Annotated in this window: 26 protein-coding genes; 14 read left to right on the forward strand and 12 right to left on the reverse strand. The window is 58.8% G+C overall.

Annotation, left to right across the window (positions count from 1 at the left end):
- Positions 1 to 161 precede the first annotated feature (161 nt).
- Positions 162 to 347: a hypothetical protein gene (locus KB890_RS00250; protein WP_002907644.1), complete on the forward strand. Its 186-nt coding sequence runs from the start codon at positions 162 to 164 to the stop codon at positions 345 to 347.
- A gap of 9 nt (positions 348 to 356) precedes the next feature.
- Here KB890_RS00250 and KB890_RS00255 read toward each other — a convergent pair whose 3' ends face one another.
- Positions 357 to 719, reverse strand: coding sequence for a hypothetical protein (locus KB890_RS00255; protein WP_004143806.1), 363 nt, complete (start codon positions 717 to 719; stop codon positions 357 to 359).
- A 259-nt stretch (positions 720 to 978) separates the two neighbouring features.
- Between KB890_RS00255 and cybB the strand changes: the two genes are divergently transcribed.
- The 3 genes from cybB to KB890_RS00270 all read left to right on the forward strand — a co-directional run bounded on the left by cybB (position 979) and on the right by KB890_RS00270 (position 3,029).
- Positions 979 to 1,506 (forward strand): cytochrome b561, encoded by a 528-nt coding sequence (cybB, locus tag KB890_RS00260; RefSeq protein ID WP_002907640.1) that lies wholly within the window; start codon positions 979 to 981, stop codon positions 1,504 to 1,506.
- A 104-nt stretch (positions 1,507 to 1,610) separates the two neighbouring features.
- Positions 1,611 to 1,886 (forward strand): metal/formaldehyde-sensitive transcriptional repressor, encoded by a 276-nt coding sequence (locus KB890_RS00265; protein ID WP_002907563.1) that lies wholly within the window; start codon positions 1,611 to 1,613, stop codon positions 1,884 to 1,886.
- Positions 1,887 to 1,910: 24 nt separating this feature from the next.
- Positions 1,911 to 3,029, forward strand: a complete 1,119-nt coding sequence (locus KB890_RS00270) for an S-(hydroxymethyl)glutathione dehydrogenase/class III alcohol dehydrogenase (protein WP_020324757.1) — start codon at positions 1,911 to 1,913, stop codon at positions 3,027 to 3,029.
- Positions 3,030 to 3,098: 69 nt separating this feature from the next.
- On the opposite strand, the gene KB890_RS00275 is transcribed toward KB890_RS00270, so the two are convergent.
- The 4 genes from KB890_RS00275 to pcaH all read right to left on the reverse strand — a co-directional run bounded on the left by KB890_RS00275 (position 3,099) and on the right by pcaH (position 8,230).
- Positions 3,099 to 5,471 (reverse strand): membrane-bound PQQ-dependent dehydrogenase, glucose/quinate/shikimate family, encoded by a 2,373-nt coding sequence (locus KB890_RS00275; RefSeq protein ID WP_020324764.1) that lies wholly within the window; start codon positions 5,469 to 5,471, stop codon positions 3,099 to 3,101.
- 300 nt (positions 5,472 to 5,771) lie between these two features.
- On the reverse strand, positions 5,772 to 6,695 hold the full coding sequence (locus KB890_RS00280; protein WP_004143800.1) for a LysR substrate-binding domain-containing protein: 924 nt from the start codon (positions 6,693 to 6,695) through the stop codon (positions 5,772 to 5,774).
- 177 nt (positions 6,696 to 6,872) lie between these two features.
- Positions 6,873 to 7,493 (reverse strand): protocatechuate 3,4-dioxygenase subunit alpha, encoded by a 621-nt coding sequence (gene pcaG / locus KB890_RS00285; protein ID WP_004175889.1) that lies wholly within the window; start codon positions 7,491 to 7,493, stop codon positions 6,873 to 6,875.
- Positions 7,490 to 8,230 carry a protocatechuate 3,4-dioxygenase subunit beta gene (gene pcaH, locus KB890_RS00290; protein WP_002907552.1) on the reverse strand — a complete coding sequence of 247 codons (741 nt, stop codon included), beginning with the start codon at positions 8,228 to 8,230 and terminating at the stop codon, positions 7,490 to 7,492. The genes pcaG and pcaH overlap by 4 nt, the downstream gene beginning before the upstream one ends.
- A 239-nt stretch (positions 8,231 to 8,469) precedes the next feature.
- Here pcaH and KB890_RS00295 point away from each other — a divergent pair, with 239 nt between their 5' ends.
- Together KB890_RS00295 and KB890_RS00300 are read left to right on the forward strand one after the other, a co-directional pair.
- Positions 8,470 to 9,813, forward strand: coding sequence for a 2-oxoadipate dioxygenase/decarboxylase HglS (locus tag KB890_RS00295; RefSeq protein WP_002907549.1), 1,344 nt, complete (start codon positions 8,470 to 8,472; stop codon positions 9,811 to 9,813).
- 41 nt (positions 9,814 to 9,854) lie between these two features.
- Positions 9,855 to 11,360: a carboxylesterase/lipase family protein gene (locus KB890_RS00300; protein ID WP_020324754.1), complete on the forward strand. Its 1,506-nt coding sequence runs from the start codon at positions 9,855 to 9,857 to the stop codon at positions 11,358 to 11,360.
- 46 nt (positions 11,361 to 11,406) lie between these two features.
- On the opposite strand, the gene KB890_RS00305 is transcribed toward KB890_RS00300, so the two are convergent.
- The gene (locus KB890_RS00305) at positions 11,407 to 12,495 is read right to left on the reverse strand and encodes an NAD(P)-dependent alcohol dehydrogenase (RefSeq protein WP_020324768.1); all 1,089 of its coding nucleotides are present in this window, start codon (positions 12,493 to 12,495) and stop codon (positions 11,407 to 11,409) included.
- A gap of 437 nt (positions 12,496 to 12,932) precedes the next feature.
- On the opposite strand from KB890_RS00305, the gene KB890_RS00310 reads away from it, so the two are divergent.
- Together KB890_RS00310 and rimL are read left to right on the forward strand one after the other, a co-directional pair.
- Positions 12,933 to 14,588, forward strand: a complete 1,656-nt coding sequence (locus KB890_RS00310) for a glucan biosynthesis protein D (protein ID WP_002907489.1) — start codon at positions 12,933 to 12,935, stop codon at positions 14,586 to 14,588.
- A gap of 53 nt (positions 14,589 to 14,641) precedes the next feature.
- A complete protein-coding gene (gene rimL / locus KB890_RS00315) occupies positions 14,642 to 15,220 on the forward strand; it encodes a 50S ribosomal protein L7/L12-serine acetyltransferase (protein ID WP_002907487.1) in 579 nt (192 codons plus the stop codon).
- Here the strand turns inward: rimL and ydcK are convergent.
- Positions 15,206 to 16,186: a YdcK family protein gene (ydcK, locus tag KB890_RS00320; protein ID WP_004175903.1), complete on the reverse strand. Its 981-nt coding sequence runs from the start codon at positions 16,184 to 16,186 to the stop codon at positions 15,206 to 15,208. The genes rimL and ydcK overlap by 15 nt on opposite strands.
- 111 nt (positions 16,187 to 16,297) lie before the next feature.
- On the opposite strand from ydcK, the gene tehA reads away from it, so the two are divergent.
- The 3 genes from tehA (at position 16,298) to KB890_RS00335 (ending at position 18,824) form a co-directional block, all read left to right on the forward strand.
- Positions 16,298 to 17,302 carry a dicarboxylate transporter/tellurite-resistance protein TehA gene (tehA, locus tag KB890_RS00325; protein ID WP_020324749.1) on the forward strand — a complete coding sequence of 335 codons (1,005 nt, stop codon included), beginning with the start codon at positions 16,298 to 16,300 and terminating at the stop codon, positions 17,300 to 17,302.
- Positions 17,299 to 17,895, forward strand: a complete 597-nt coding sequence (tehB, locus tag KB890_RS00330) for a tellurite resistance methyltransferase TehB (RefSeq protein WP_004189756.1) — start codon at positions 17,299 to 17,301, stop codon at positions 17,893 to 17,895. Before tehA ends, tehB begins: the two co-directional genes overlap by 4 nt.
- Before the next feature lie 260 nt (positions 17,896 to 18,155).
- Positions 18,156 to 18,824 (forward strand): DUF3313 domain-containing protein, encoded by a 669-nt coding sequence (locus KB890_RS00335; RefSeq protein ID WP_020324744.1) that lies wholly within the window; start codon positions 18,156 to 18,158, stop codon positions 18,822 to 18,824.
- A 46-nt stretch (positions 18,825 to 18,870) separates the two neighbouring features.
- On the opposite strand, the gene KB890_RS00340 is transcribed toward KB890_RS00335, so the two are convergent.
- Positions 18,871 to 19,767 (reverse strand): DMT family transporter, encoded by an 897-nt coding sequence (locus KB890_RS00340; RefSeq protein WP_004180146.1) that lies wholly within the window; start codon positions 19,765 to 19,767, stop codon positions 18,871 to 18,873.
- A gap of 180 nt (positions 19,768 to 19,947) precedes the next feature.
- Between KB890_RS00340 and KB890_RS00345 the strand changes: the two genes are divergently transcribed.
- The gene (locus tag KB890_RS00345; protein ID WP_004151213.1) at positions 19,948 to 20,817 is read left to right on the forward strand and encodes an AraC family transcriptional regulator; all 870 of its coding nucleotides are present in this window, start codon (positions 19,948 to 19,950) and stop codon (positions 20,815 to 20,817) included.
- On the opposite strand, the gene KB890_RS00350 is transcribed toward KB890_RS00345, so the two are convergent.
- The gene (locus KB890_RS00350; protein WP_004214979.1) at positions 20,794 to 21,960 is read right to left on the reverse strand and encodes a benzoate/H(+) symporter BenE family transporter; all 1,167 of its coding nucleotides are present in this window, start codon (positions 21,958 to 21,960) and stop codon (positions 20,794 to 20,796) included. The genes KB890_RS00345 and KB890_RS00350 overlap by 24 nt on opposite strands.
- Positions 21,961 to 22,145: 185 nt before the next feature.
- Between KB890_RS00350 and KB890_RS00355 the strand changes: the two genes are divergently transcribed.
- Positions 22,146 to 22,715 carry a helix-turn-helix domain-containing protein gene (locus KB890_RS00355; protein ID WP_002907473.1) on the forward strand — a complete coding sequence of 190 codons (570 nt, stop codon included), beginning with the start codon at positions 22,146 to 22,148 and terminating at the stop codon, positions 22,713 to 22,715.
- Positions 22,716 to 22,725: 10 nt separating this feature from the next.
- Here KB890_RS00355 and KB890_RS00360 read toward each other — a convergent pair whose 3' ends face one another.
- Positions 22,726 to 22,893 (reverse strand): hypothetical protein, encoded by a 168-nt coding sequence (locus KB890_RS00360; protein ID WP_020806151.1) that lies wholly within the window; start codon positions 22,891 to 22,893, stop codon positions 22,726 to 22,728.
- A 33-nt stretch (positions 22,894 to 22,926) separates the two neighbouring features.
- Between KB890_RS00360 and KB890_RS00365 the strand changes: the two genes are divergently transcribed.
- Positions 22,927 to 24,888: a peptidase U32 family protein gene (locus tag KB890_RS00365; RefSeq protein ID WP_002907469.1), complete on the forward strand. Its 1,962-nt coding sequence runs from the start codon at positions 22,927 to 22,929 to the stop codon at positions 24,886 to 24,888.
- Positions 24,889 to 24,900: 12 nt separating this feature from the next.
- Here the strand turns inward: KB890_RS00365 and KB890_RS00370 are convergent, their stop codons facing one another.
- Both KB890_RS00370 and KB890_RS00375 read right to left on the reverse strand, forming a co-directional pair.
- Entirely contained in the window at positions 24,901 to 25,131 is a 231-nt protein-coding gene (locus tag KB890_RS00370; protein WP_004143781.1) for a DUF2554 family protein, read from the reverse strand.
- Between the two features lie 149 nt (positions 25,132 to 25,280).
- On the reverse strand, positions 25,281 to 25,607 hold the full coding sequence (locus KB890_RS00375; RefSeq protein ID WP_020324755.1) for a hypothetical protein: 327 nt from the start codon (positions 25,605 to 25,607) through the stop codon (positions 25,281 to 25,283).
- Between the last annotated feature and the right edge of the window lie 13 nt (positions 25,608 to 25,620).

The raw sequence follows: 25,620 nt of genomic DNA on the forward strand, positions 1-25,620 counted from the left end.
GCGAACTGCTTCTGATGCCAAAGCTCCGGACGCGTGAAAGTGACCCACCGCCAACCGCAGGAGGCGGTGCATAACCATTTACAATTATATTTTATTTGAATGTATTCATGTTACATATTAAATTCTGCTTACTTTATCGACGATGAGGCAAGGATGCGGATGTGGAGAGCGTAATCCATAACAATATTGAGGGTTTTCTGCTGTTGTTATTAAGCATGTGGCCGATTCTGCTGGTGGTATTCATTGGCGTCGCAATTTCATTCTATACCATGCTGTTACGCAAGACGGCGCTGGCCTGCCTGCTTTTCGCCCTCGCCATCGGCGCCGCAGGCTGGAGTCTCGCTTAGCCGCTGGCCTCAGGGTTTATCCAGCAGGCTCATACTGGAGGTGGCGGCGCCATCATTCAGATTGGCGGGCGAATGCCAGTCGCGACCCGCCAGCGCACTGTCGCTCTGTCCGCTGCCGACGCCTTGCTGCGTCGACAGCGATGAACCTTCCAGTGCTTCATCCGCCCCTGACCGATCGGGCAGGGAACTGGTATAGCCGCCATTATTCGAGTACGTATCCATGCCGTTGACTTCGTTAGGCACCGTGTCGGTAGTCGTACCGTCATCGTTAATGCAAAACGAGCCGCCAATGCCGTTTGGCTGACAGTCTGCAGCAAAAGCCGGACTGGCCAGCGCGGTCAGTAGCAATAACGGTAAGCCGATTTCCTTCATTCTTATCTCCCAGGGCCGTGTGGTCTGCCAGACATTCTGTACTATAGCGGCGGCAGTAGCGCGGTAAGTAACAAAACTGTGTAATTTTGTAATGACCGGTGGACGGTTTGTCGTTCGGCCAGGAAAGAGCGTGCGCTAAGCGTGGCATAGCGGCTCGGCAGAAAGCGGTAATCAATTGTTAATTCTACGTAAAGGTTAATGAAAATTTAAGGGAACGCCGCTATGTTGGCAGCATCATACTTTCCATAAAGGATATGCCATGCGCGATAAATATTCCGGCCTGCAGATTGGGATTCACTGGCTGGTTTTTTTGCTGGTAGTAGTAGCCTATGCGGCGATGGAGCTGCGCGGGTTTTTCCCCCGCAGTGAACGGCCATTGATTAATATGGTGCATGTTTCCTGCGGGATCACCATTTTCGTGCTGATGGTGGCGCGTCTGCTGGTGCGGCTGAAATCGCCGGCGCCGCCGATCGTACCGAAACCATCGCCGATGATGACCGGTTTCGCCCATCTTGGTCACCTGGCGATCTATTTGCTGTTCATTGCCTTGCCGTTGATCGGCATGGTGATGATGTACTGGCGCGGTAACCCCTGGTATGCCTTTGGTCTGACCATGCCGTATGCCCCGCAGAGCGATTTTGAGCGGGTGGATACCCTGAAGGCGATCCATGAATGGTTGGCCAATGCCGGGTACTTTGTGATTGGCCTGCATGCTCTCGCCGCGCTGCTCCATCATTACTGGTGGAAGGATAATACTCTGCTGCGAATGATGCCACGTAAGCGCTAAATCATCCTCTTTCACTTCCTGACCCCGTCCCGCGACGGGGTTTTTTTTGCCTTCACCGCTAATAGAATATAGTATACCCCCCTATATGATACGGAGGCGTAATCGTGCCACATTCACCTGAAGATAAAAAACGGGCGCTCAGCCGCGTAAGACGCATCCGCGGCCAGGTCGAAGCCCTTGAGCGCGCGCTGGAGTCCGGCGAGCCCTGTATGACTATTTTGCAGCAGATCGCCTCGATTCGCGGGGCGGCGAACGGCCTGATGGGCGAAATGGTGGAGATCCACCTGCAGGACGAGCTGGTCAGCGGCGACACCACCCCTGAGCAGCGGGCCGCGAGAATGGCAGAGGTCGGTCATCTGCTACGATCCTATTTAAAATAACATCACGACGAGGAAGAGACAGTTATGAAATCACGCGCAGCAGTGGCCTTCGGCCCCGGTCAGCCGTTAAAAATCGTTGAGATCGACGTCGCGCCGCCGAAAAAAGGCGAAGTTCTGGTGAAAATCACCCACACCGGGGTGTGTCATACCGATGCCTTCACCCTCTCCGGTGACGATCCGGAAGGTGTCTTCCCGGCGGTGCTGGGCCATGAGGGCGGCGGGATTGTCGTGGAAGTAGGCAAGGGCGTCACCAGCCTTAAGCCGGGCGATCACGTCATTCCGCTGTATACCGCCGAATGTGGCGAGTGCAAATTCTGTAAGTCGGGTAAAACCAACCTCTGTCAGGCGGTGCGTGCCACCCAGGGTAAAGGACTGATGCCGGACGGCACCACTCGTTTCTCGTACAATGGCGAACCGATCTATCACTATATGGGCACCAGCACCTTCAGCGAATATACGGTTTGCGCCGAGATTTCGCTGGCGAAAGTCAATCCGCAGGCGCCTTTGGATAAAGTGTGCCTGCTGGGCTGCGGCGTAACCACCGGTATCGGCGCGGTGCATAACACGGCGAAGGTCAAGGCCGGGGATAGCGTCGCGGTCTTTGGTCTGGGCGGCATTGGTCTGGCGGTGATCCAGGGCGCGGTGCAGGCGCAGGCCGGGCGCATTCTGGCGGTTGATACCAACCCGGATAAGTTCACTCTCGCTAAAGAGATGGGCGCGACCGATTTTATCAATCCGAACGACTACGATAAGCCGATTCAGGATGTGATCGTTGAGCTGACCGACGGCGGGGTGGATTTCAGCTTCGAGTGCATCGGCAATGTTAATGTGATGCGCGCGGCGCTGGAGTGCTGCCATAAAGGCTGGGGTGAGAGCGTGATCATCGGTGTAGCCGGCGCCGGGCAGGAGATCAAGACCCGTCCGTTCCAGCTGGTGACCGGCCGCGTATGGCGCGGTTCCGCCTTCGGCGGCGTAAAAGGGCGCAGTCAGCTGCCGGGCATGGTGGAAGACGCCATGGCGGGTAAAATTCGCCTCGATCCGTTTATTACCCATCGCCTGCCGCTGGAGCAGATTAACGAGGCCTTTGAGCTGATGCATGAAGGTAAATCGATTCGCACCGTGATCCACTTTGGCGACCAGTAATCCCCGACGCTTAAGGCGAATCGTCACCCATAAAAAAAGGGCCCGGATGGGCCCTTTTGTGTATGTCGATCAGTGATGGTCTGGGAGCGCGTAGGCGATGATGTAATCGCCGCGATCCGGTGACTGACGGGCGCCGCCGGCATTGATAATGATGTACTGCTTACCGGTTTTCGGTGAGACGTAGGTCATCGGGCCGGACTGGCTGCCGACCGGCAGACGCGATTTCCAGATCTCTTTGCCGTTCGCGGTATCAAAGGCGCGCAGGTAGAAATCCTGGGTGCCGGCGAAGAACAGCAGTCCGGACTGCGTTGCCAGCGATGCGCCAAGGGTCGGCATGCCGATTGGAATTGGCATGTGCATACGGATCCCCAGCGGCCCGGTGTCTTCTACGGTGCCAACCGGCACCTGCCACACCAGTTTCCCGGTTTTCAGATCCACCGCGGACATGGTGCCGAACGGCGGCTTCTGGCACGGAATGCCCAGCGGCGACAGGAAACGTTCGCGCATCGCGCCAAACGGCGTGCCCTCCATCGGCACGATGCCCATCTCGATCCCGCTGGCGTCTTTCGCCACCTTCGCGCGCGGCACCATATAGTTGGCCAGGCCCAGACGCATATCGTTGACAAACATCAGGCTGTTGTTTGGATCCAGCGAAACACTGCCCCAGTTCATGCCGCCGAGCGAGCCCGGGAACTGCAGGGAACGATCTTCACCTGGCGGGGTAAAGACGCCCTGATGGCGCATCTCTTTGAACTGAATACGGCACAGCAGCAGGTCGATCGGTGTCGCTCCCCACATATCGGACTCGGTCAACGTCTGGTTGCCGATCATCGGCATCCCTACCGAGTAAGGTTGCGTCGGCGAGTAGCGTTCACCTTTGACGTTGCCCGCCGGCACCGGACGCTCTTCCACTTTGGCCACCGGCTCGCCGGTCTCGCGGTTGAGCATAAAGATCATGCCCTGCTTGCTGGTCTGCACCAGCACAGGGGTGGTGCCGCCCTTGCCGTCAGGCAGATCGTACAGCAGCGGCTGAGACGGCAGGTCAAAGTCCCACAGATCGTGGTGTGTGGTCTGGAAGTGCCAGCGCACCTGGCCGGTGGTGGCATCCACGGCCACGATAGAGGAGCTGTATTTATCGTCCAGCGCGGTACGTTCGCCGCCAAAGAAATCTGGCGTGGCGTTGCCGGTGGGCAGATAGATCAGATTCAGCTTCGCGTCATAGGACATCGCCGACCAGACGTTTGGCGTACCGCGCGTGTAGGTCTGGCCTTCCGGCGGAACACCGGTCAGCGCTGGATTGCCCGGATCCCACGCCCATGCCAGTTTGCCGGTGTGGACATCAAACGCGCGGACCACGCCCGGCGGTTCGCCGGTGGAGTAGTTATCCGCGACGCGGCCGCCCACCACCACCACATTGCCCGCCACCAGCGGGGTGGAGGTCTGCTGATAGTAACCCGCTTTCACTTCACCCATGCCGACGCTAAGGTCGACAATACCGCGATCGCCGAAGCTTTCGCACAGTTTGCCGGTATCGGCATCAATGGCGATCAGGCGGGCGTCGATGGTCGGCAGGAACAGACGACGGGAACAGGCGGCCGGCTGCGTGCCTGCCGCTGGCGCGGTTTGCGCCTGGCTATCTTCGTAATAGCCTAAGCCGCGGCAGCGCTGCCAGTTGGGTGAAGAGGATTTGGAGTCATAGCGCCATTTCTCTTTTCCGCTGTCCACATCCAGCGCCAGCACTTTACTGTAAGGGGTACAGACATAGAGAGTATCGCCAATCTGCAGCGGGGTGTTCTGATCTTCTGCGCCCGAGCCGTTGCTCTGTGGGATATCGCCAGTATGCGCTACCCAGGCAACCTGCAGCTGGTTGACGTTTTGTTTGTTGATTTGGTCGAGGGCGGCGAAACGGTCGCCGTGGGTGGTGTTACCCCAGTGCGCCCAGTTTTTCTGCTGTTCGCCTGGCGCGACGGGCTTGACTGGTACCGCTTCAGTCGCGCTGACCAGCGGTGCGGATTTGAACATCCAGCCAAAGCTCACCGCCAGCGCCACGGCGAGAACGGCGGCGACGCCATAGGCCGGGCCTTTTTTCGCCGGTGGGCTGGCGAGGAAAGGCCAGACCAGGGCGGCCAGGAAGGCCAGTACGCCGAGCGCAAACAGGCGCGAGAAGAGCGGCCAGTAGTTCCAGCCAGCGTCACTAATCGCCCAGATCACCGAGGCGATAAACGCCACGGCGTATAACAGAATACCGCCGCGGCGGTTGCGGAAAATCAACACCGCCGCGATGACCATGACCACGCCCATCAGCGCGAAGTACAGTGTACCGCCGACGAGGGCCAGTTTTGCCCCAAGAATACCCACAGCCAGACCGATGATGAGCATCAGTCCGGCGAGAAGCCACTGCAGGATCCGGGGGAATCCGCGCGGCGCGTTGCCAGTTGCCATGTAATCTCCTTAACCACACCAGCCACCTCACTGCGAACCAAATGAAACATGTTTCTTTTGAATCATTTTTGAATGAAGTGGTTTTAACCTTCATAAAACTGTATTTGTTGCTTGATTAGATTTCGAGTGAACCATTTGGTGAAATCGAGACATGATAGATCTGTTAAAGAAGTTTGCGCAAATGTTAATAAATAATTTCGCACTAAATGATTATTTTGCCGAATATGTCTAACGTCATGGGGAGCGGCGTCGGCGCGTTTGCAGGTTCCCCGGCCGCTGCGGGCCGGGGAGAAAGGGGGGTCAGGCAGGCATGGACTTACGGATAGCGCTGAGCAGCGTCTGCGTACCCGGGGTCAGTGTCGCATCGACGCGGGTTAAAATGCCGATGGGCTCTCCGGCGCCCTGGGTGGCGATCGGCAGGGCGGTTAGCACGCCACGGCGAAGATCGTCTTTTACCGCCCCGGAAGGGACAAACCAGACATAGTCAAAATCCACCGTCAGCTGGCGCGACAGGGAGGCGGAGAGGGTCTCGATGCAGCCGGCGGGCATCTTACAGCCCTGGCTCTGGAGCAGCGCTTCGGCGTTTTGCCGCGGCACGGTGCCTTTAGGTGAGACCACCACCGGCCACTCCATCACCCGACTAAGGGTCACCGTCTCCTGAAGCAGGGGATGTCCCGGGCGAACCACCAGCTTCAGGGATTCAAGGAACAACAGTTCGTAATGCAGCCCGCTCATCAGCTCCGGGTCGGACATACGTCCAATGCCGATGTCGATCTCCCCGGATTTTAAGCCGGCGAGCAGCATGGTGTTGTTCATAGTGGCGACCTGCAGCGTGATATCTTTTTGCTGCTTGTGAAACTGGCCGATCACCGTCGGCAGGATCCCCAGCGCGGCGGTGGGCAGCGCGCCGATGCGCACGATGTCGTTATTCAGGCCCTCTTTGCGGTTCAGCGCCTGGCCGGCCGAATTAAGGGCGTCAAGCACCTTAACGGCATGCGTCAGAAACTGTTCGCCGACCAGGGTTAGCTGCGCCCCAAGACGACCCCGCTCGAACAGCCGGGTACCGGTCAGCTGTTCTAGCTCGTTAAGCGTTTTCGAGAGTGCTGGCTGGCTCAGATTTAATGTTTCAGCCGCGCGCCCCAGCGTTCCCTGTTGAGCGACGGCCACGAAGGTGTGTAGATGGCGCAAGCGAATGCGCTGACTGAAGAGACCATTTTTTTCCATAGTAAGATGATGTTAAAAACACAGCGGTGAAAGAGACAAGCGGACTTGTTTAAATTTGATAACCAGATAGCAAAATATTATTAACATTTGAGTTGGTTACATGACAAGATCTTTCCCTGTGGTTGAAAACGCCTTCGCCCCGCAGAAACGGGGCGAAGGTGGTGGTCACCGCGACGGCTAAATATCGAAAAAGACGGTTTCGTTCTCGCCCTGCAGATGAATGTCAAAACGATAGACCACTTCCGTACCGCGAACCTCGCGCTCGGCGATTAAGGTTTTGCGTCTCACCTCCCACTCGATGAGATTCAGCACCGGGTCGCTGGCGTTGGCCTCGTGTTCATCGGCAAAGTACATCCGCGTATTCAGGCCAATATTGATCCCACGCGCCACCACCCACAGGTTGACGTGCGGCGCCATCAGGCGGCCATCGCGACCGACCACCGGGCCCGGCTTGATGGTTTCAAAGCGCCAAATGCCGGAGGTGAAATCAGAGCAGGTACGCCCCCAGCCGCGGAAGGCCGGGTCGACGGCTTTCTGCTGTTGACGATCGTCAGGATGGTTATAGCGACCCGCGGCGTTGGCCTGCCAGATCTCCAGCAGCACATCGCGGACCGGCGTCCCGGAGCCGTCGATAACCCGGCCTTCAATGGTGATGCGCTCCCCGACGGTATCGGCGGTAGTGAGGACCGGGCCAAAATTTTTCTCAAAAATATGAAAGCCTGCGGCGTCCGGCGCCAGGCCGATATGAACATAGGGTCCCGCCGTCTGCGAGGCGGTTTCAGGCAGATACTCTTTCATCGGGCGGCCCCCTGAGTGCGATTTTCAAACAGCGTGGCGCGGTGGCCGCGCAGAACAAGGTCGAAGCGGTAGGCCAGACAATCCAGCGGTACGGCGGCGTGCATGTCCAGCTCGGCGATCAGCGTGCGCACAGCGTCATCATTATTAATAGTCCTGACGATCGGGCACTGCTTAATCAGCGGGTCGCCTTCAAAATACATCTGGGTGATCAGGCGCTGGGCCCAGGCGTCGCCTGAGAGAGAAAAATGGATATGCGCCGGACGCCAGTCGCTGGCCTGGTTGCGCCAGGGGTAGGGGCCGGGTTTGATGGTGCGAAAACAGTAATAGCCGTTTTCATCGGTAAGCACCCGGCCGCAGCCGCCAAAGTTCGGGTCAATCGGCGCCAGATACTGATCTTTTTTATGCCGGTAGCGACCGCCAGCATTGGCTTGCCAGACTTCCACCAGCGTATTTTTCATCGGTCGGCCGAATCCATCGCGCACGTAACCGTGGACGATGATCCGCTCGCCGATCGGCAGGCCTTCTTTGGCATAGTTCAGGATTAGGTCATTATCCAGAGGGCCCAGGTCGTCGCGGCTAAATACCGGGCCGGTGATCTCTGACAGCGAGTTCTGCAGAGAGATGAGGGCGTTTTTTGGCGAGCGCAGGACGCTGGTTTTATAGCCCGGCGCGTAAGCGGGCGGGTGGCTACTGTAATCGCGATGGACAACCTCACGTGGGGACCATTTGTCGTTCATAGGGTACTCCGTGTAGACGGTAGAGGGGCATATTGTTGTAATGTCGCCAGAAGCAGTGTGTGTAAATGTATTGTTAATTTAAAGTGAAATTACCGGGTGTTTTTCATAACTATGGGTTATGTTTTGCGCACTGACCTGGGCCGGCGGCAGGTTATCGCCATCACAGTTTGTAAATTCTTCCCCCCGCCGCGAGGCAGCTTTCCTACACTCCAGGAAGTATTCACTGGAGGTAACACATCATGGCGAACACCATCACGGCTGATGAGATTCGGGAGCACTTTTCGCAGGCCATGTCGGCCATGTACCAGCAGGAAGTTCCGCAGTACGGAACGCTGCTGGAGCTGGTGGCTGACGTCAACCTGGCGGTACTGGAAAATAATCCGCAGCTGCATGAACAGCTCGCTAACGCTGACGAGCTGGCGCGCTTAAACGTGGAGCGCCACGGCGCGATTCGCGTGGGCACAGCGGAAGAACTGGCGACGCTCCGTCGCATGTTTGCCATCATGGGAATGTATCCCGTTAGCTATTACGATCTCTCGCAGGCCGGCGTGCCGGTCCACTCCACGGCGTTTCGTCCCATCGACGATGCCGCGCTGGCGCGCAATCCATTTCGGATTTTCACCTCGCTGCTGCGCCTGGAGCTGATTGAAAATCGCGCCCTGCGCGAGCGGGCCGAGGCGATCCTCGCGCGGCGCAAAATCTTCACCCCCCGCTGCCTGGCGCTGATTGCGCAGTATGAAGCAGAGGGCGAATTCACCTCTGCCGACGCGCGCGAGTTTGTCCAGGAGGCGCTGGAGACGTTCCGCTGGCACCGGCAAGCCACCGTCGATGAGGAGACTTACCATGCTCTGCATCGCGAGCACCGCCTGATTGCCGATGTGGTCTGTTTCCCGGGGTGTCATATCAACCATCTCACGCCGCGGACGCTGGATATTGACCGCGTCCAGTCCCTGATGCCGGAGTGCGGTATTGAACCCAAAGCGTTGATTGAAGGGCCACCGCGCCGGGAGGTCCCGATCCTCCTGCGGCAGACCAGCTTTAAGGCGCTTGAGGAGCCGGTGATGTTCGCCGGAGAGCACCGAGGCACCCATAGCGCCCGCTTTGGCGAAATTGAGCAGCGGGGCGTGGCGCTGACGCCGAAAGGGCGCGCGCTATACGATCGGCTGCTGCAGGCGGCAGGAACCGGGAAAGATAATCTCAGCCACCAGCAGCATCTACAGGAGGTGTTTAGCGAATTTCCCGACAGCGAATTTCTGCTCCGTCAGCAGGGGCTGGCCTGGTTTCGCTACCGCCTGACGCCCACGGGTGAGGCACATCGCCAGGCGTTTCGCCCGGGCGACGATCCGCAGCCGCTGATTGAGCGCGGGTGGGTGGTCGCCCAGCCGATTATTTATGAAGACTTTTTACCGGTCAGCGCGGCGGGCATTTTTCAGTCCAATCTGGGCAACGAGACCCAGGCGCGCAGCCACGGGAACGCCAGTCGCGAGGCGTTTGAGGCAGCTCTGGGCTGCCCGGTGCAGGATGAGTTTGAACTATACCGACAGGCGGAGGAGCGCAGCAAACGACGTTGCGGTCTGCTGTAAAATCAGTACCCTGCTGGCATCAGCCTTACAGGGAGCAGGTTATGCAACATCCGTCGAAACCGTTGGCGAAAACCCGTCAGGGAACGCTTGCCGGGAGCGCAGAACAGGGGATTCATATCTGGCGCGGCATTCCGTACGCCGCGCCGCCCGTGGGCCCGCTGCGCTGGCGCGCGCCGCAGCCAGCCGCCCGCTGGCAGGGGGTACGTCCAGCCGAGACCTTTTCCGCCGCCAGCTGGCAGGACATTGACTACTGCCGCGAGCTCGGCGGCGGCGATCCTGGCGCCTTCAGCGAAGACTGCTTATATCTCAACGTCTGGGCCCCGGCCAGCGCAGCGCAGCCGCTGCCGGTGATGGTCTGGCTGCACGGCGGCGGGTTTACCATCGGCGCCGGCAGCCTGCCGCCTTACGATGGCAAAGCGCTTGCCAGCCGCGACGTGGTGGTGGTGACAGTTAACTACCGGCTGGGCCATCTCGGTTTTTTCGCCCATCCGGCGCTGGAAGAAGAGGCGGGCGAACGTCTCTATAATTTCGCGTTGCTCGATCAGATTGCCGCTCTGCAGTGGGTTCAGGAGAATATCCACGCCTTCGGCGGGGATGCCGCCAACGTCACGCTGTTTGGCGAATCCGCCGGGGCGCGCAGCGTGCTGTCGCTAATGGCCTCCCCGAAAGCGAAAGGGCTGTTTCATAAAGCGATTATTCAGAGCGGGTATACGCTACCCGATCTGCCGCGGGAAAAAGCGCTGGAAAAAGGGCGCCTGCTGGCGGAACACTTCGCCTTACCGCAAGCCAGCGCTGAGGAATTGCGGGCGATCCCGGCGGAGGCCTTCTGGTCGCTCACCGCGCCTCTGAATACCGGGCCAGCGCCTATTGTCGGAGACGCGGTGCTGCCGCAGCCGATGCTGGAGACCTTCTTTGCCGGCCGCCAGCATCCGATACCGGTGATGATCGGCTCCAATAGCGATGAAGCCAGCGTGATGGCCGTGTTCGGCGTCGATATTGCCGGGCAGATCCAGAAGCTGCGCCGAGAGCGCCGTCTGGGGCTGGGGCTGATCAAACTCCTCTATCCCGGCGTGAAGGGCGATGAAGCGCTGGGGCGGGAAGTATGCCGCGACATGGCCTTCACCACCCTTGGTTATGTAGTGATGCAGGCGCAACAGCGCGTGGGTCAGCCGTGCTGGCGCTACTGGTTTGATTATGTCGCGGAAGCGGAGCATGACGCCTACCCGCATGGGGCCTGGCATGGCAACGAGGTGCCCTACGTGTTTGATAACCTGCGGTTGACCGACCCGGTGCGGCAGTACGCCAGCGAAGCGGATCTGGCCTTCGCCGCTCAGGTCGCTGACTACTGGGCGCAGTTTGCCCGCCTCGCCAGCGGCGAGCAGACGCTTTCTGGCGCGGTGCGCTGGCCGGCGTGCCTGCGCGGGCGGGATCGCCTGTTGCGCATTGGCTTGCATAAGCGCGCCGGGTTTAAAGTGGAGAACCGCTTTATGCGCGCCAGACTGGCGCTGTTTCGCCGGGTGATGAAGCATCACGTGACGCTGGAATAAATCCCATAATGCGCAACTGTCGCCACCGACCGGTGGCGACGTTATCTCACATCACCACCACCGGCTTGATCACCTTGCCGGACGCCGAATCGGCGAAGGCCTGGTTGATATCGGCCAACGGATAGCGGGCGATAAGCTTATCGATAGGGAATTTTCCCTGTTTATAGAGTTGCACCAACAGCGGAATAAACAGCGCCGGCACGGCGTCGCCTTCTATCACCCCGACCAGCGATTTTCCCTCCGCCATCAGGTCGTTCTGCACGTTAAGGGTGATGTCTCCGGTAAAGCCCACAATCGCCACCGTTCCCAGCGGTTTCACCGCGTGTACGGCCTGCAGAACGATAGCGGAGACGCCGGTCGTTTCCACCGCGTAGTGGGCGCCTTTACCGGTGATTTGTTTAATCACGGCGACGGCATCCTGTTCCTTACCGTTGATCTGATGGGTGGCGCCCAGTTCGCGCGCCAGGGCGAGGCGGCTGGCATGGATATCCACCGCGATAATCTGCGAACAGCCGGTTAATTTCGCTGCCATGATGGCGCTGAGCCCCACCGCGCCGCAGCCAAACACCACCAGCGATTCGCCGACCACCGGTTTCAGGCGATTGAGCACCGTTCCGCTACCGGTCTGGATACCGCAGCCCAGCGGGCCGAGCAGGGTGAGATCAACGTCCGGGTCGACCACGACCGCGTTGCTGGCGCGGGTGACCACATACTGGCTGAAAGACGACTGGCCAAAGAACAGGGACAGATCCTGGTCTCCCAGCCGGTAGGGGGTGGTGCCATCCTCGCGTCGGCCGCCAAAATTAAGCGTATTAAAATCTTCGCAAGCCGAAGGGTGGTTGCTTAAACAATTTTCGCAGTGGTGGCAGGCGGCGTAGCTGAGCACCACGTGGTCTCCTACCCTGATGCCGCTAACCGCCTCGCCGACGCTGGCAACGATCCCGGCGCCTTCATGGCCGAGGATCGCCGGCATAGGCACCACCCCGGGGTTGTCGCGCATCACGGCGTCGGTATGGCAGACGCCGGTGGCGACAATTTTCACTAATATCTCGTCCTTCCCCGGCGGGGCGACCTCGACGTCTTTGATGACAAAAGGCTGCTGGTAGCCCAGCGTGACGGCTGCTTTCACTTGCATGGCATGACTCCTGAATGAATTCCCTGGAGAGCGTGGCGGGACAGCCCGAACGGCTCTCCCCTGTTGGCCGCTAACGTGAAGAAAGATAGCGGTTATCGGGGAAAAGTTAGCACCAGGCGCGATGGAAATTTGCGCGAATCGTGCCTAAAAAACGCGCGCGGCGAGGAGCGATACATGGGGTGAATATTCAGCACTGGAGAATAGATTTCCCTTGAATAGTCAGGGGTAAAAAGCGGCAGGCAGCGTGTATGCCCTGGCTACACGTCAGAAGAAATGAAAAAAACAGGCTGTTCCTCTGGACAGGGCTTTTTTACCTTTTTTCTGCTGGCAACAATTGGATTATTAATCGTTTTTGTCTAGAGTGGGCGGAAATTATCACGCAGCGTGATGACGCGTTGCGAATCAATTCACCCGTGCAGAAGGACGCTTTCTCAGGCATGAACCGCAGACGTTTTCTTAAATCTTCCATGGCTGTTGCCGCCGTATGCGGAACGTCAGGAGTCGCTTCCTTATTCAGTCAGGCCGCTTTTGCCGAAGACGCGGGCATTGCCGACGGGCAAACGCGTCGTTTTGATTATGCTGTTCTGCAAGCGATGGCTCACGATCTGGCGCGCCAGCCGTGGGGCGGCGCCCCGCGCGATCTGCCGCCGACGCTCGCCAATCTCACCCCGCAGGCCTATAACAGCATCCAGTACGATGCCAACCACTCGCTGTGGAACAATATTGAAGAGCGTAAGCTGGACATCCAGTTTTTCCACGTCGGGATGGGGTTCCGTCGCCGCGTGCGGATGTTCTCTTTAGACGCCAGCACCCAGCAGGCGCGCGAGATCCACTTCCGTCCGGAGCTGTTTAAGTACAATGACGCCGGTGTGGATACCCGTCAGCTGGAAGGACAGTCTGACCTCGGCTTCGCCGGGTTCCGGGTGTTTAAAGCGCCGGAGCTGGCGCGCCGCGATATCGTGGCGTTCCTCGGCGCCAGCTACTTCCGCGCGGTAGACAGCACCTATCAGTATGGCCTGTCGGCCCGCGGTCTGGCGGTGGATACCTTTACCGATACCCCGGAAGAGTTTCCCGACTTTACGTCGTTCTGGTTCGAAACGGTCAAAGGGGACGCCACGGTGTTTACCGTTTACGCGCTGCTGGACAGCCCGAGCATCACTGGCGCCTACAAGTTCACCATCCACTGCCAGGATACCCAGGTTATCATGGACGTGGAAAACCACCTGTACGCCCGCAAGGATATCAAACAGCTGGGTATCGCGCCGATGACCAGTATGTTCAGCTGCGGCAATAATGAGCGGCGGATGTGCGACACCATCCATCCGCAAATCCACGACTCCGATCGGCTGTCAATGTGGTTGGGCAACGGGGAATGGGTCTGCCGGCCGCTGAATAACCCGCAGAAGCTGCAGTTCAATGCCTTCCAGGACAAGAACCCGCGCGGCTTTGGTCTGTTGCAGCTGGACCGTGATTTCTCCCACTACCAGGATGTGATGGGCTGGTATAACAAGCGTCCCAGCCTGTGGGTTGAGCCGCGTAACCAGTGGGGCAAAGGGGCGGTCAGCCTGATGGAGATCCCAACTACCGGCGAAACGCTGGATAATATCGTCTGCTTCTGGCAGCCGGAAAAGGCGGTGAAGGCGGGCGACGAACTGGACTTCCGCTACCGTCTTTACTGGAGCGCGCAGCCGCCGGTGAGCACTCCGCTGGCGCGCGTTCTGGCCACCCGCACCGGGATGGGGGGCTTCCCCGAGGGATGGGCGCCGGGTGAACACTACCCGGATAAGTGGGCGCGTCGTTTTGCCATCGACTTTGTCGGCGGCGATTTGAAGGCGGCTGCGCCGCGCGGTATTGAACCGGTGATCACCCTCTCCAGCGGGGAAGCGAAGCAGATTGAGATCCTCTACGTCGAGCCGTTCGATGGCTACCGGATCCTTTTCGACTGGTATCCGACCACCGACTCAACCGACCCGGTGGAGATGCGTCTGTTCCTGCGCTGTCAGGGAGAAGCCATCAGCGAAACCTGGCTCTATCAGTATTTCCCGCCGGCAGCAGATAAACGCAACTACGTTGACGACCGGATCATGAAATAACCCTGAGTCACCCGACGCCCGCAGGCAGTCCCTGCGGGCCAGAAGAGAGCGCTATGACCGCAGATATCCCAGCAGTACCTGAGTCGATCCCGGTAACCGACGCGCTGACGCTAATCGCCATTGATGAGCGCTACGTTAGCGACCTGCACCAGCTGGTGGTCAAAAACCAGCGCTGGCTACAGCAGTCGCTCAGTTGGCCCGCCGAGGTGCGCAGCGAAGACGAGACCCGACGTCATGTGCAGGGCAACGTGATGCTGCATCAGCGGGATTACGCCAAAATGTTTTTGCTGTTTCTCGATAAGCAGCTAGTCGGGGTCCTGTCGTTCAATCAGATCGAGCCGCAGAATAAAACGGCCTATATTGGCTACTGGATCGATGAAGAGCACCAGGGGCAAGGGCTGCTTTCCCGTTCATTACAGGCCTTTATCCGCCATTATGCCGCCAGCGGGCTGGTGCGCCGGTTTGTGATCAAATGCCGGGTGGCGAACACCCGCAGCAACCAGGTAGCGTTGCGCAACGGGTTTGTTCTGGAAGGCTGTCTCCGACAAGCCGAGTATCTGAACGGTAGCTATGACGATCAGAATATCTACGCCCGCATTATTGACCGCGATGAGGCATTAAAGCGCGCCTAACAGCGGCGTGCGGGTGATGTGCTGCTGGCCGTCAAGCGTTTTCGGGCCGCGCAGATGAATGGCCTCTCCCTCCTGTGCGGCAATCTGCACCTCGTCATTGATGGAGACCTGGTGCTCAACGATCACATCGCCGATGATGACTGTCCGCCCCTGGATCAGCACATCGTCGTCGAGCAGAATCGGACCACCTCGCAGCTGCGCCTCGCCGCCGACCATCGCCCGATGCTTCAGCAGGCAGTTGCCTTCAATCACCGCATTCTCTGCCACCTGCGAACTGTAGCGTACGGTGGGAATGGCATCCTCTCCGCGACCGGCGATCAGGCGCGCGTGCCCGTATACCCGGGCGTTATCGCATACCCAGACGTCGTTTTCTTCGTTCCCTTCAAGTCTTGCCTGGTCAAACACTTCCGCCCGATGTTCGACAAACGCATGCTCAACGAAGGCATCGCCGTAGATTTGCGCCTGGTGGAGAATGCGCGAGGCGCTGACGGTGGCTCGCTGATAGATCTGCAGGACTTTGTCGCGATCGGCGGTTAACCCGCGCGCGGCAATCACCTGGCAGTGGGGGAGAAGACGCGCCTCGTCGGCAAGGCGACAATAACCGCGCACCTGGCTCTGCATAACCGTGACGTTGTCACTGATCTGCGCGTGATGGCTGATCTGCGAGGCGTGAATGCAGGCCCGTCCGCCGATGGTGGCCTCATGGCTGACCACGCAGAACCCGGTTAAGCGGGCGTCGTCACGGATGCGCGCCCCGGCGAAGACCACGCTGTTGACATCGTAGATCCAGCACTCCCCCTGCTGGCTGAGAGCGCATTCCTCATCCACCCAGCCGCCTTCGCTGCCCGCTTTAACGTCAGCGAAATCAATAAGCGCCACTATCTGGCGCAGGGTGACGCTTTGTTTGCCATGCTCTTCCTCATAACAATACTGCCGGGTCTGTTCGCTGAGACGGTATTTACGCATGGCCGATCCTTATTACTTATGGTTAACATAAACATAGCAAAGATCGCCATAGCGCGCGGGATAAGGTTCCTTTAGAATGCAACTTCAAATTAAATTGATATCATCAATAAAATGAATAAAACGCAAACGCCGCGGCAGGTGCTAAACCTGCCGGCGGGTTATTTTGGCATGGTGCTCGGCACCATCGGAATGGGCTTCGCCTGGCGTTACGCCAGCACCCTCTGGCCGGTCAGCCGCAGCATTGGTGATGGGCTGGTCACGCTGGCGATGGCGATGTGGGTCCTGCTCAGTATGGCGTTTATCAGCCGGGCGATCCGCTTTCCGGCGAGCGTGCTGCGGGAGATGCGTCATCCGGTCAGCAGCAGCTTCGTCAGCCTGTTTCCGGCCACCACGCTGTTGGTGGCGATTGGTTTGGCTCCCTGGTGCCGGCCGCTGGCGATCGGGCTGTTTGTGCCGGGCGTGGCGCTGCAGCTCGCCTATGCCGCCTGGCAAAGCGGTGGGCTATGGCGGGGGAACCATCCTCGCGAGGCCACCACGCCGGGGTTGTATCTGCCGACAGTAGCCAATAATTTTATCAGCGCGATGGCCTGCGGCGCGCTGGGATTTTCCGATGCCGGACTGGTGTTCCTCGGCGCCGGGGTCTTCTCCTGGCTGAGCCTCGAGCCGGCGATCCTCCAGCGTCTGCGCAGCGCAGGCGAGCTGCCGACGCCGCTGCGCACCTCGCTGGGGATCCAGCTGGCGCCTGCGCTGGTGGCCTGCTGCGCCTGGCTCAGCGTCAACGGCGGGGAGGCCGATACCTTCGCTAAGCTGCTGTTTGGTTACGGCCTGCTGCAGCTGCTGTTTATGCTCCGTCTGATGCCCTGGTATCTTCGTCAGCCGTTCAATGCTTCTTTCTGGAGCTTTTCGTTCGGCATTTCCGCGCTGGCCACCACCGGTCTGCATCTCGGCCAGGCCAGGGGAGACGGCTTTTTTCATCATCTGGCGATGCCGCTATTTATTTTTAGCAATCTGGTTGTCGGCCTGCTGCTGCTGCGTACAGCGTTGCTGTTGGTCAGCGGAAAACTGTTGCTCCAGGTCGACCGGGAAACACTCCTGAATAAGAAGGAAGGATCATGACAATGCGTGACGCGGATTATTTTAGTCAAAAATACAGCCTGACCCGCACCCATTCCGAGGTGCTGCATGCCGCGACGATTGTGCCGCCGGGGCGGGCGCTGGATCTGGGCTGCGGCAACGGGCGTAACAGCCTTTATCTGGCGGCGAACGGCTTCGCGGTGACGGCGTGGGATAAAAATCCGATGAGCCTCAACAATCTGGAAAGCATTCGAGCCGCCGAGCGACTGGATAATCTGCAAACGGCGGTGAAAGACCTCAACAGCCTGAGCTTTGACGGCGAGTATGACCTGATCCTCTCCACCGTAGTGATGATGTTCCTCGAGCCTGACACCATCCCGGGCCTGATCGCCAATATGCAGCGCTGCACCGCCGCCGGCGGCTATAACCTGATTGTGGCGGCGATGGATACCGAAGACTATCCCTGCACCGTCGGCTTCCCGTTTGCCTTTAAACCTGATGAGCTTCGTGATTATTACCAGGGCTGGGAGCTGCTGAAATACAATGAGGACGTCGGCGAGCTGCATCGCACCGACGCCAACGGCAATCGCATCAAATTGCGCTTCGCCACCCTGTTGGCGCGCAAGCCTGCCTGATTCGCCGCGGCGTGGGAAGCTGAGCATCGCCCGCGCCGCATTCCCCGCCAAAGCCTGGGCAAGACAGAGACCCGTTGCGGCGAAAATGAGCCTGGAAAACCGCGCGATACCCCTTTTAAGTGATTATTTATTAACGTAATGTTCAGGCCATCAATATTTATAAATCTTCCTTGACGAAGCCCTTTTTTTGTCACAAAACTAGTGGGTCCTATTTGCTATAACGTCTGCCGAAAAAAAACTGTATTTACAGGGATCTCTCTATGCGTACTCGCGTTTTACTGAAAGTCGCCGCTCTGGCGGGAATATTGGCGTTGACCGGCTGTGCGGCGAAAGTGGCGCAACCGAATCAGTATTCGGGCTTCTTAAAAGATTATTCCAGTTTGAAAGAAACGACCTCTGCCTCCGGCAAGCCGGAGCTGCGCTGGATCGATCCGAACTTCAATCCGGCCAACTATGACAATATCGTTTATCACCCGGTGACCTACTATCCGGTACCGAAGCCGACCACCCAGGTAGGGGAGAAGGCGCTGAAGGATATTCTTAACTACACCAACAAAGAGCTGAAACAGGCTATTTCCGAGCGTAAACCGCTGGCCACTACCGCCGGCAAGCGCAGCCTCATCTTCCGCGGGGCGATCACCGGGGTGGACTCCAGCAAAGAGGGGCTGCAGTTCTATGAAGTGATCCCGGTCGCTATGATTGTCGCCGGCACCCAGGCCGCCACCGGCCATCGTACCATGGACACCAATCTGTACTTTGAGGCGGAGGTCATTGACGCCAGCACCAATAAGCCGGTCATCAAGGTCGTTCGTAAAGGGGAAGGCAAAACCCTGGCGAATGAGAATACACCGCTGACCGTCGATACCCTGAAGCAGGTTATCGATGATATGGCGGTCGACGCCGTTAAATTCGATCCCTCTCAGCGTTAATCGTGCCAGCGCCGTCTGACGACGGCGCTGGTTTTCTTCAGCCTCCTCAGGCCAGCCTTCGGCGCAGCAATAGCTGTTCCGGTTTGGCAAACATCACCAGGTTACCCAGCAGGATCAGCGCCAGCCCGATCACGGCGCTGCTGTGCCAGACATACCCTTCATAGACGGTGGAAATGGATAAGGCGACCAGCGGAAACAGCAGCGTACTGTAGGCGGCTTTGCTGGCGCCGATGCGCCCCACGAGAGTGAAATAGGCGCCAAAGGCGATGACCGAGCCGAACAGCGCCAGGTAAAGCAGGGCGCCCAGATAGCTGACGGTCCATTCTGGCATAAAATTATCGCCGCGCAGCAGAGCGATCGCCCCCATCACCAGCGTGCCGTAGAGCATCGCCCAGCTGTTGGTGGTCAGCGTTTCCAGCCCGCGGCGCTGGTGGCGAATACTGAACATATTGCCGAGCGAAAAACCGTAGGTACCCAGGGCGCTCAGCCCGATCCCCCACAACAGCGAGGCGTTCAGTCCGTTGGCCAGCAGGTCGTCCCAGAACAGGATGACGATACCGGCGAGACCCAGCGCGGCGGCGGCCCAGAAGCGGCCCGGCGGCTGCTGGCGGAAAAAGAGAAAGCTGTTGATGGCGTTAAACAGTACCGCCATCGAAAAGATCACCGATTCCAGACCGGTATTGATCCAGGCGGCGGCGGTATAAAAACACCAGAAATTAAAGCAGAAGACGCAGCAGCCCTGCAGCAGGCAGCAGAGATGATCTTTCGCGCCCAGCGGCCGCAGGCGTCGTGTGACGAGCAGAATCGCCAGCATCGTGACGCTGGCTACGGCGAAACGCCAGAAAATCGATACCGGCGCGGCCACCGGTCCCTGTTGTAAAAAAATCGCAATCCACGTTGTACCCCAGATCACGACAACGAGTGCATAGAGTAATGCGTTCACCCTGGTTCTCCTCTACCTGTTGATGGGAGGAGTATGCCGGCTGCCGCCTGCTGCGGCTTTCACCGGTTTGTTGTCGGCTTGCAAATTCTTGCGCTTATTTGCCCTCCGCTGGCGGTGAGGACTGGAAACCGCGCCGTAGTCTCCCTAGACTAGGGCTTTTACAGACAATGTGTGAAGACGATGGGTTACGGGACATTTGAAACATTACGGCGACAGAACGCGGTGCTGAAGGGAACCGTGGAGCTGAATTCCGGTATTCAACTGGCCGCCTGGTATAACAATTGCGATACCGTGACGGTGCGGAGCGACCATCATACTTTAAGTCTGTACGTCGCTGATGGCTACGAAAGCTATCAAAAGACGCCGCACGGCTGGAAAAATGGCGGCGGCCCGGATCGTTTTTGTCTGATGCCGAAAGGCGATGAAAGCGTATGGGATATCCGCGGCGATCTGTCGTTTGTGCATCTTTACTGTACCGATGCGCACCTGCGTCGCGTCGGCGAGGAGGTGTGGGACCGCAGCCCGGCGAATTTCACCCTGCAGGAAAAGACCTTCGCCAGCGATGATAAAATCACCGCAGTGTATCGTCAGTTTTTGCTGGCTAACGACTGGCGGCAGCCGGCGAACCAGCTGACCCTCAGCGCCGCCAGCAGCTTACTGCTTACCCATCTGATCCAGCACTATTCCACCGTGCAGTGGCGTTTGCCGACGGTCACCGGCGGGCTGGCGCCAGGCGTAAAGCGTCACGTACTGGCCTGGATCGATGCTCATCTCGATCAGCCCTTGACCCTGGCCGACCTGGCGCAGCAGGCGGGTCTGAGTGAGTTTCATTTTGCTCGTATGTTTCGTCAGTCGCTAAATATGGCTCCGCATCAGTACGTCATGCAGCAGCGAATGGCGAAGGCGCAAAACCTGATCTGCCATAGCGCGCTGCCGTTAACCGAGATAGCGCTGGCCTGTGGTTTTAGCTCCCCCAGCCATTTCAGCCATCGGGTCAAAGCCGCCACCGGCCTGACGCCCTCCCAGCTACGGGCGGCGCAGCGCGGATAGCACGCCGTAACTCACTCCGCCGAGCACCACGCCCCAGAAGGCGGAGCCAATTCCCGCCAGCGTCACCCCGCTGGCGGTGACCAGGAAGGTTAGCACTGCCGCATCGCGCTCACTGGCCTGATGCACTGCCTGAAACAGACTCCCGCCGATGGTGCCGAGCAGCGCCAGACCCGCCAGCATCTGGATCCACGCCGGCGGCAGGGCCGACATCAGGGCGGTGATTGACCCGCCGAACAGACCGGCCAGCAGATAAAAACCGCCCGCGGCTATGGCCGCCAGCCAGCGCTGGTTCGGATCCGGGTGCGCCTCCGGGCTCTGGCATATGGCGGCGGTGATCGCCGCGATGCAGATGGAATAAACCCCAAACGGCGCCAGCAGTAGTGCCAACCCCCCGCAAACGACGATCAGTGCGGAGACCGGTACGGTATAGCCTGATGCCTGCAGGGTGGCGAACCCCGGAGCGTTCTGCGAGGCCATGGTGACGAGGAAGAACGGCAGACCGACGCTGAGCAAAAGCGCCGGAGTAAACTGCGGGGCGACCCATTCCGGCGTCACAAATGCCAGCGGCACGGCGGCGCTAGCCACATCCCCGGACGCCGCCGCAATCAGCGCTCCAATCACCAGCGCGGCCACCACGGCGAAGCGGGGCCACAGCGCTTTACACAGCAGCCAGGCGGCGAGCATCCCGCCGCACAGCGGCAGATGATCCTGTAAGCCGGCGAAGGCCTGCAAACCAAACCGTAGCAGGATCCCAGCCAGCATCGCGGCGGCCAGCGAATGGGGAATGATCTGCATCAGCCGGGCAAACAGGCCGGTGGCGCCGCAGATAACGATCAGCGCGTTGGCGAAAATAAAGATCCCCACGGCCTCGGCGAGGGTCACCCCCTGCAGGCCGCTAACTAACAGCGCAGCGCCCGGCGTTGACCAGGCGGTGAGCACAGGAACTTTCCGCCAGGCGCTCAGCGCGAGAGTACTGATGCCCATGGCGAGCCCAAGAGCCGTCATCCAGCCGGCGATCTGCCCGGGGGTAGCGCCGGCCGCGGCGGCGGCCTGCCAGATGATGGCGGCGGAGCTGGCGTACCCCACCAACACGGCGACGAAGCCAGCGAACAGAGTGGGAAGCGGAAGACTAAACGAGCGCATCGATGATTCTCATGTGCGTTATAACATCCATTCAATGTATCATTGTGCGTTATAACGCACAAGCGGTGGTTCGCGCAGCTACCCTGGGAGAAAAACTCGCCGCCAGTGGCGTACGATGCCGTTAAACGTCCTGAAAAAATCAGACAAATGGCGGTATACTTTGCGCAGTAAAAACAGGAGGAAGGATGAATATTGCGCAACATCTGGCGGCAACGCTTAAAACCCTGCGCCAGCAGCGAGGCTGGAGCCTGTCGCGACTGGCGGAAGAGACCGGGGTGTCGAAAGCCATGCTCGGGCAGATTGAGCGGAATGAATCAAGTCCAACGGTGGCGACGCTGTGGAAGATTGCCACCGGGCTGAACGTACCGTTTTCGGCGTTCATCGTCCCGGACGCCAGCGCCGCGCCCTCCGCGTTTGATCCGCAGCAGCAGGCGATGGTGGTGACGCCAGTATTCCCGTGGGATCCCGAGCTGCGCTTTGACCATTTTTCGATAACCCTTGCCCCCGGCGCGCTGAGCGAATCAACGCCGCATGAGAAAGGGGTGATTGAGCATGTGGTAGTGATAAGTGGTACGCTGGATTTGTGCTTACAAGGGGAGTGGCACTCGCTGCAGGCGGGTGAGGGTAGGCGTTTCGCCGGCGACGCGACGCATGCGTATCGTAACCGCGGCGCCCAGGCGGCCCATTTCCATTCTCTTATCCATTATCCAAAAGAAAAAACCGCGAGCGAACCCGCGGCCAGACAAGATGACTGATGATAACCACTCACAACGTGACGAGGAAAATCCGGAATACGTGATGACAGTACTCTTCGCCGTGATTTGAGGGAAATATCTTTTCCGTCAATACTTTGTTGAAAAGTGAAAATTCGTCGTCCAGCGACGGCGGAAAAGGTTTTCGTCTGCGCCCGGTTCTGACTACAATAGCCGCCATTTCGACCCCCTTATACTGGATAACAACACGCGTATGCGCCTGCACAATCATCGTCTTGAACTTCTTAGTCCTGCCCGCGACGCCGGTATCGCTCGCGAAGCGATCCTTCACGGCGCCGATGCCGTTTACATCGGTGGACCTGGCTTTGGCGCCCGCCACAACGCCAGCAACAGTCTGAGCGATATCGCCGGGCTGGTGCCTTTCGCTCATCGCTTTGGCGCAAAGGTATTTGTGACGCTAAACACCATTCTGCATGACGATGAACTGGAGCCGGCGCAGCGGCTGATTACCGATCTCTACGACGCAGGCGTCGATGCGCTGATCGTGCAGGATATGGGGATCATGGAGCTGGATCTGCCGCCGATTGAGCTGCACGCCAGCACCCAGTGCGATATTCGCAGTGTGGAAAAAGCGAAGTTTCTCTCCGACGCCGGCTTCAGTCAGATCGTGCTGGCGCGCGAACTGAACCTCAGTCAAATCAAAGCCATTTACGACCACACTGACGCCACTATCGAATTCTTTATCCATGGCGCGCTGTGCGTGGCCTATTCCGGGCAGTGTTACATTTCGCACGCCCAGACCGGACGCAGCGCCAACCGCGGCGACTGCTCGCAGGCTTGCCGCTTGCCGTATACCCTGAAGGACGATCAGGGGCGGGTGGTGGCCTATGAGAAACATCTCCTGTCGATGAAGGATAACGATCAGACCGCCAACCTGGCGGCGCTGATCGACGCTGGCGTACGCTCCTTCAAAATTGAAGGCCGTTACAAAGACATGAGTTATGTGAAAAACATCACTGCGCACTACCGTCAAATGCTGGATGCCATTATTGAAGATCGCGGCGACCTGGCGCGCGCCTCGGCTGGACGCACCGAGCATTTCTTTATCCCGTCCACGGATAAAACCTTCCACCGCGGCAGCACTGACTACTTTGTTAATGCCCGCAAAGGCGATATCGGCGCCTTTGATTCGCCGAAATTTATCGGCCTGCCGGTGGGTGAAGTTCTGAAGGTAGGCAAAGACCATCTCGACGTTGAAGTCAGTGAACCGTTAACCAACGGCGATGGTCTCAACGTGATGATTAAGCGCGAAGTGGTGGGCTTCCGTGCTAATACCGTGGAAAAAACCGGCGAAAACCGTTATCGGGTATGGCCGAACGAGATGCCAGCGGATCTGCATAAAGTGCGCCCCCATCAGCCGCTCAACCGCAACCTCGATCATAACTGGCAACAGGCGCTGCTAAAGACCTCCAGCGAACGCCGCATCGCGGTAGACGTGACGTTGAGCGGCTGGCAGGAGCAGCTGGTTCTCACCATGACCTGTGAAGATGGCGTCAGCGTGACCCACACCCTTGACGGGGAGTTCGCCGAAGCTAACCAAGCGGAGAAAGCGCTGGCCAACCTGCGTGACGGTGTCACAAAACTGGGGCAAACCATCTACTATGCGCGCGAGGTGCAGGTTAATCTGCCGCCGCTGTTTGTGCCCAACAGCCTGCTCAACCAGCTGCGTCGGGAAACTGCGGAGATGCTGGATGAAGCGCGCCTCAACGCCTGGCAGCGCGGCACCCGCAAGCCGGTCTCCGTACCGCCGCCGGTCTACCCGGAGACCCATCTCTCCTTCCTCGCCAACGTCTATAACCACAAGGCGCGGGCGTTCTACCAGCGCTATGGCGTACAGCTGATCGACGCCGCCTATGAAGCGCACGAAGAGAAGGGCGATGTGCCGGTGATGATCACTAAGCATTGTCTGCGGTTCGCCTTCAACCTCTGCCCGAAGCAGGCGAAAGGCTCCATCAAGAGCTGGAAAGCCACGCCGATGCAGCTGATCCATGGCGATGAGGTCCTGACCCTGAAGTTTGACTGCCGTCCGTGCGAAATGCACGTGGTCGGCAAGATCAAAAACCATATCCTCAAAATGCCGCACCCGGGCAGCATTGTGGCCTCCGTCAGCCCGGACGATCTGATGAAGACGCTGCCGAAGCGCAAAGGGGCCTGATTCGAGTCGATGCTATTGGCAGGATGCCCGCGGTTTACGGTCGTCCTGCCAGCGGTGATGTTCGCGCAGGTCTGCGGCGGCCTCCTCGTGCTGGCTGCGAAGCTCATCGCTATCCGCTTCGTGCAGCAGCTGCTGTTCGAGACTTTGCACCGGAAAGTACTCGTGTCCCTGACGATGGGCTAACAGATGCCCGGAAAATAATGCGCACAGCAACAGCAGGGCGCTTATGCTTCTCTTTAACATACCTTTTCTCGACGGAACAATGGCGTGGACATACTATGTCAGGCGCAATGCAGGCTTTTTTTCGGGCATCTCAAAGAACGGCAAGAGTTTGTCAACGATGGCTGACGAAGGATGAAAAAAGGCCTGACGCGGAAGGCCAGGCCAGAGTGTTACGCTTTCGGCGGCAGCGGTTTCCCGCTGTGCTCGCTCCCTTTTGGCGGCTGCTTGCCGTTGTGCGGCGGTTGTTTACCATCGTGTTGCGGCTGTTTACCGTCGTGCTGCGGCTGTTTGCCGTCTCGTTGTGGCTGTTTGCCGTCTCGTTGTGGCTGTTTGCTGTTGTATTGCGCTTGCTTACCTTCGTGTTGGCCGTTTTTCACCGGCGGTTTACCCTGATGCTGCGCGCCTTTTTCCGGCGGCGGCGGCGGGTTGTCGGCAGCAAAAGCCCATGACGACATTCCAAGCGTCATTACGGCGGAGAGTAAAGCTAACTTCTTCATAGCAATATCCTTT

It is taken from the genome of Klebsiella sp. P1954, assembly GCF_018199955.1.
Classification (GTDB): Bacteria; Pseudomonadota; Gammaproteobacteria; order Enterobacterales; family Enterobacteriaceae; genus Klebsiella; species Klebsiella pneumoniae.

What these genes read in the sequence shown, in the direction of transcription:
- KB890_RS00275 (WP_020324764.1), bottom strand. Translation starts at nt 5,471, where the DNA reads ATGGCAACTGGCAACGCGCCGCGCGGATTCCCCCGGATCCTGCAGTGG.
- KB890_RS00280 (WP_004143800.1), bottom strand. Translation starts at nt 6,695, where the DNA reads ATGGAAAAAAATGGTCTCTTCAGTCAGCGCATTCGCTTGCGCCATCTA.
- KB890_RS00270 (WP_020324757.1), top strand. Translation starts at nt 1,911, where the DNA reads ATGAAATCACGCGCAGCAGTGGCCTTCGGCCCCGGTCAGCCGTTAAAA.
- KB890_RS00300 (WP_020324754.1), top strand. Translation starts at nt 9,855, where the DNA reads ATGCAACATCCGTCGAAACCGTTGGCGAAAACCCGTCAGGGAACGCTT.
- KB890_RS00365 (WP_002907469.1), top strand. Translation starts at nt 22,927, where the DNA reads ATGCGCCTGCACAATCATCGTCTTGAACTTCTTAGTCCTGCCCGCGAC.
- KB890_RS00305 (WP_020324768.1), bottom strand. Translation starts at nt 12,495, where the DNA reads ATGCAAGTGAAAGCAGCCGTCACGCTGGGCTACCAGCAGCCTTTTGTC.
- KB890_RS00335 (WP_020324744.1), top strand. Translation starts at nt 18,156, where the DNA reads ATGCGTACTCGCGTTTTACTGAAAGTCGCCGCTCTGGCGGGAATATTG.
- KB890_RS00345 (WP_004151213.1), top strand. Translation starts at nt 19,948, where the DNA reads ATGGGTTACGGGACATTTGAAACATTACGGCGACAGAACGCGGTGCTG.
- tehB (WP_004189756.1), top strand. Translation starts at nt 17,299, where the DNA reads ATGACAATGCGTGACGCGGATTATTTTAGTCAAAAATACAGCCTGACC.
- pcaG (WP_004175889.1), bottom strand. Translation starts at nt 7,493, where the DNA reads ATGAAAGAGTATCTGCCTGAAACCGCCTCGCAGACGGCGGGACCCTAT.
- KB890_RS00375 (WP_020324755.1), bottom strand. Translation starts at nt 25,607, where the DNA reads ATGAAGAAGTTAGCTTTACTCTCCGCCGTAATGACGCTTGGAATGTCG.
- KB890_RS00255 (WP_004143806.1), bottom strand. Translation starts at nt 719, where the DNA reads ATGAAGGAAATCGGCTTACCGTTATTGCTACTGACCGCGCTGGCCAGT.
- pcaH (WP_002907552.1), bottom strand. Translation starts at nt 8,230, where the DNA reads ATGAACGACAAATGGTCCCCACGTGAGGTTGTCCATCGCGATTACAGT.
- cybB (WP_002907640.1), top strand. Translation starts at nt 979, where the DNA reads ATGCGCGATAAATATTCCGGCCTGCAGATTGGGATTCACTGGCTGGTT.
- KB890_RS00360 (WP_020806151.1), bottom strand. Translation starts at nt 22,893, where the DNA reads ATGGCGGCTATTGTAGTCAGAACCGGGCGCAGACGAAAACCTTTTCCG.
- ydcK (WP_004175903.1), bottom strand. Translation starts at nt 16,186, where the DNA reads ATGCGTAAATACCGTCTCAGCGAACAGACCCGGCAGTATTGTTATGAG.
- KB890_RS00370 (WP_004143781.1), bottom strand. Translation starts at nt 25,131, where the DNA reads ATGTTAAAGAGAAGCATAAGCGCCCTGCTGTTGCTGTGCGCATTATTT.
- KB890_RS00310 (WP_002907489.1), top strand. Translation starts at nt 12,933, where the DNA reads ATGAACCGCAGACGTTTTCTTAAATCTTCCATGGCTGTTGCCGCCGTA.
- tehA (WP_020324749.1), top strand. Translation starts at nt 16,298, where the DNA reads ATGAATAAAACGCAAACGCCGCGGCAGGTGCTAAACCTGCCGGCGGGT.
- KB890_RS00350 (WP_004214979.1), bottom strand. Translation starts at nt 21,960, where the DNA reads ATGCGCTCGTTTAGTCTTCCGCTTCCCACTCTGTTCGCTGGCTTCGTC.
- KB890_RS00355 (WP_002907473.1), top strand. Translation starts at nt 22,146, where the DNA reads ATGAATATTGCGCAACATCTGGCGGCAACGCTTAAAACCCTGCGCCAG.
- KB890_RS00295 (WP_002907549.1), top strand. Translation starts at nt 8,470, where the DNA reads ATGGCGAACACCATCACGGCTGATGAGATTCGGGAGCACTTTTCGCAG.
- rimL (WP_002907487.1), top strand. Translation starts at nt 14,642, where the DNA reads ATGACCGCAGATATCCCAGCAGTACCTGAGTCGATCCCGGTAACCGAC.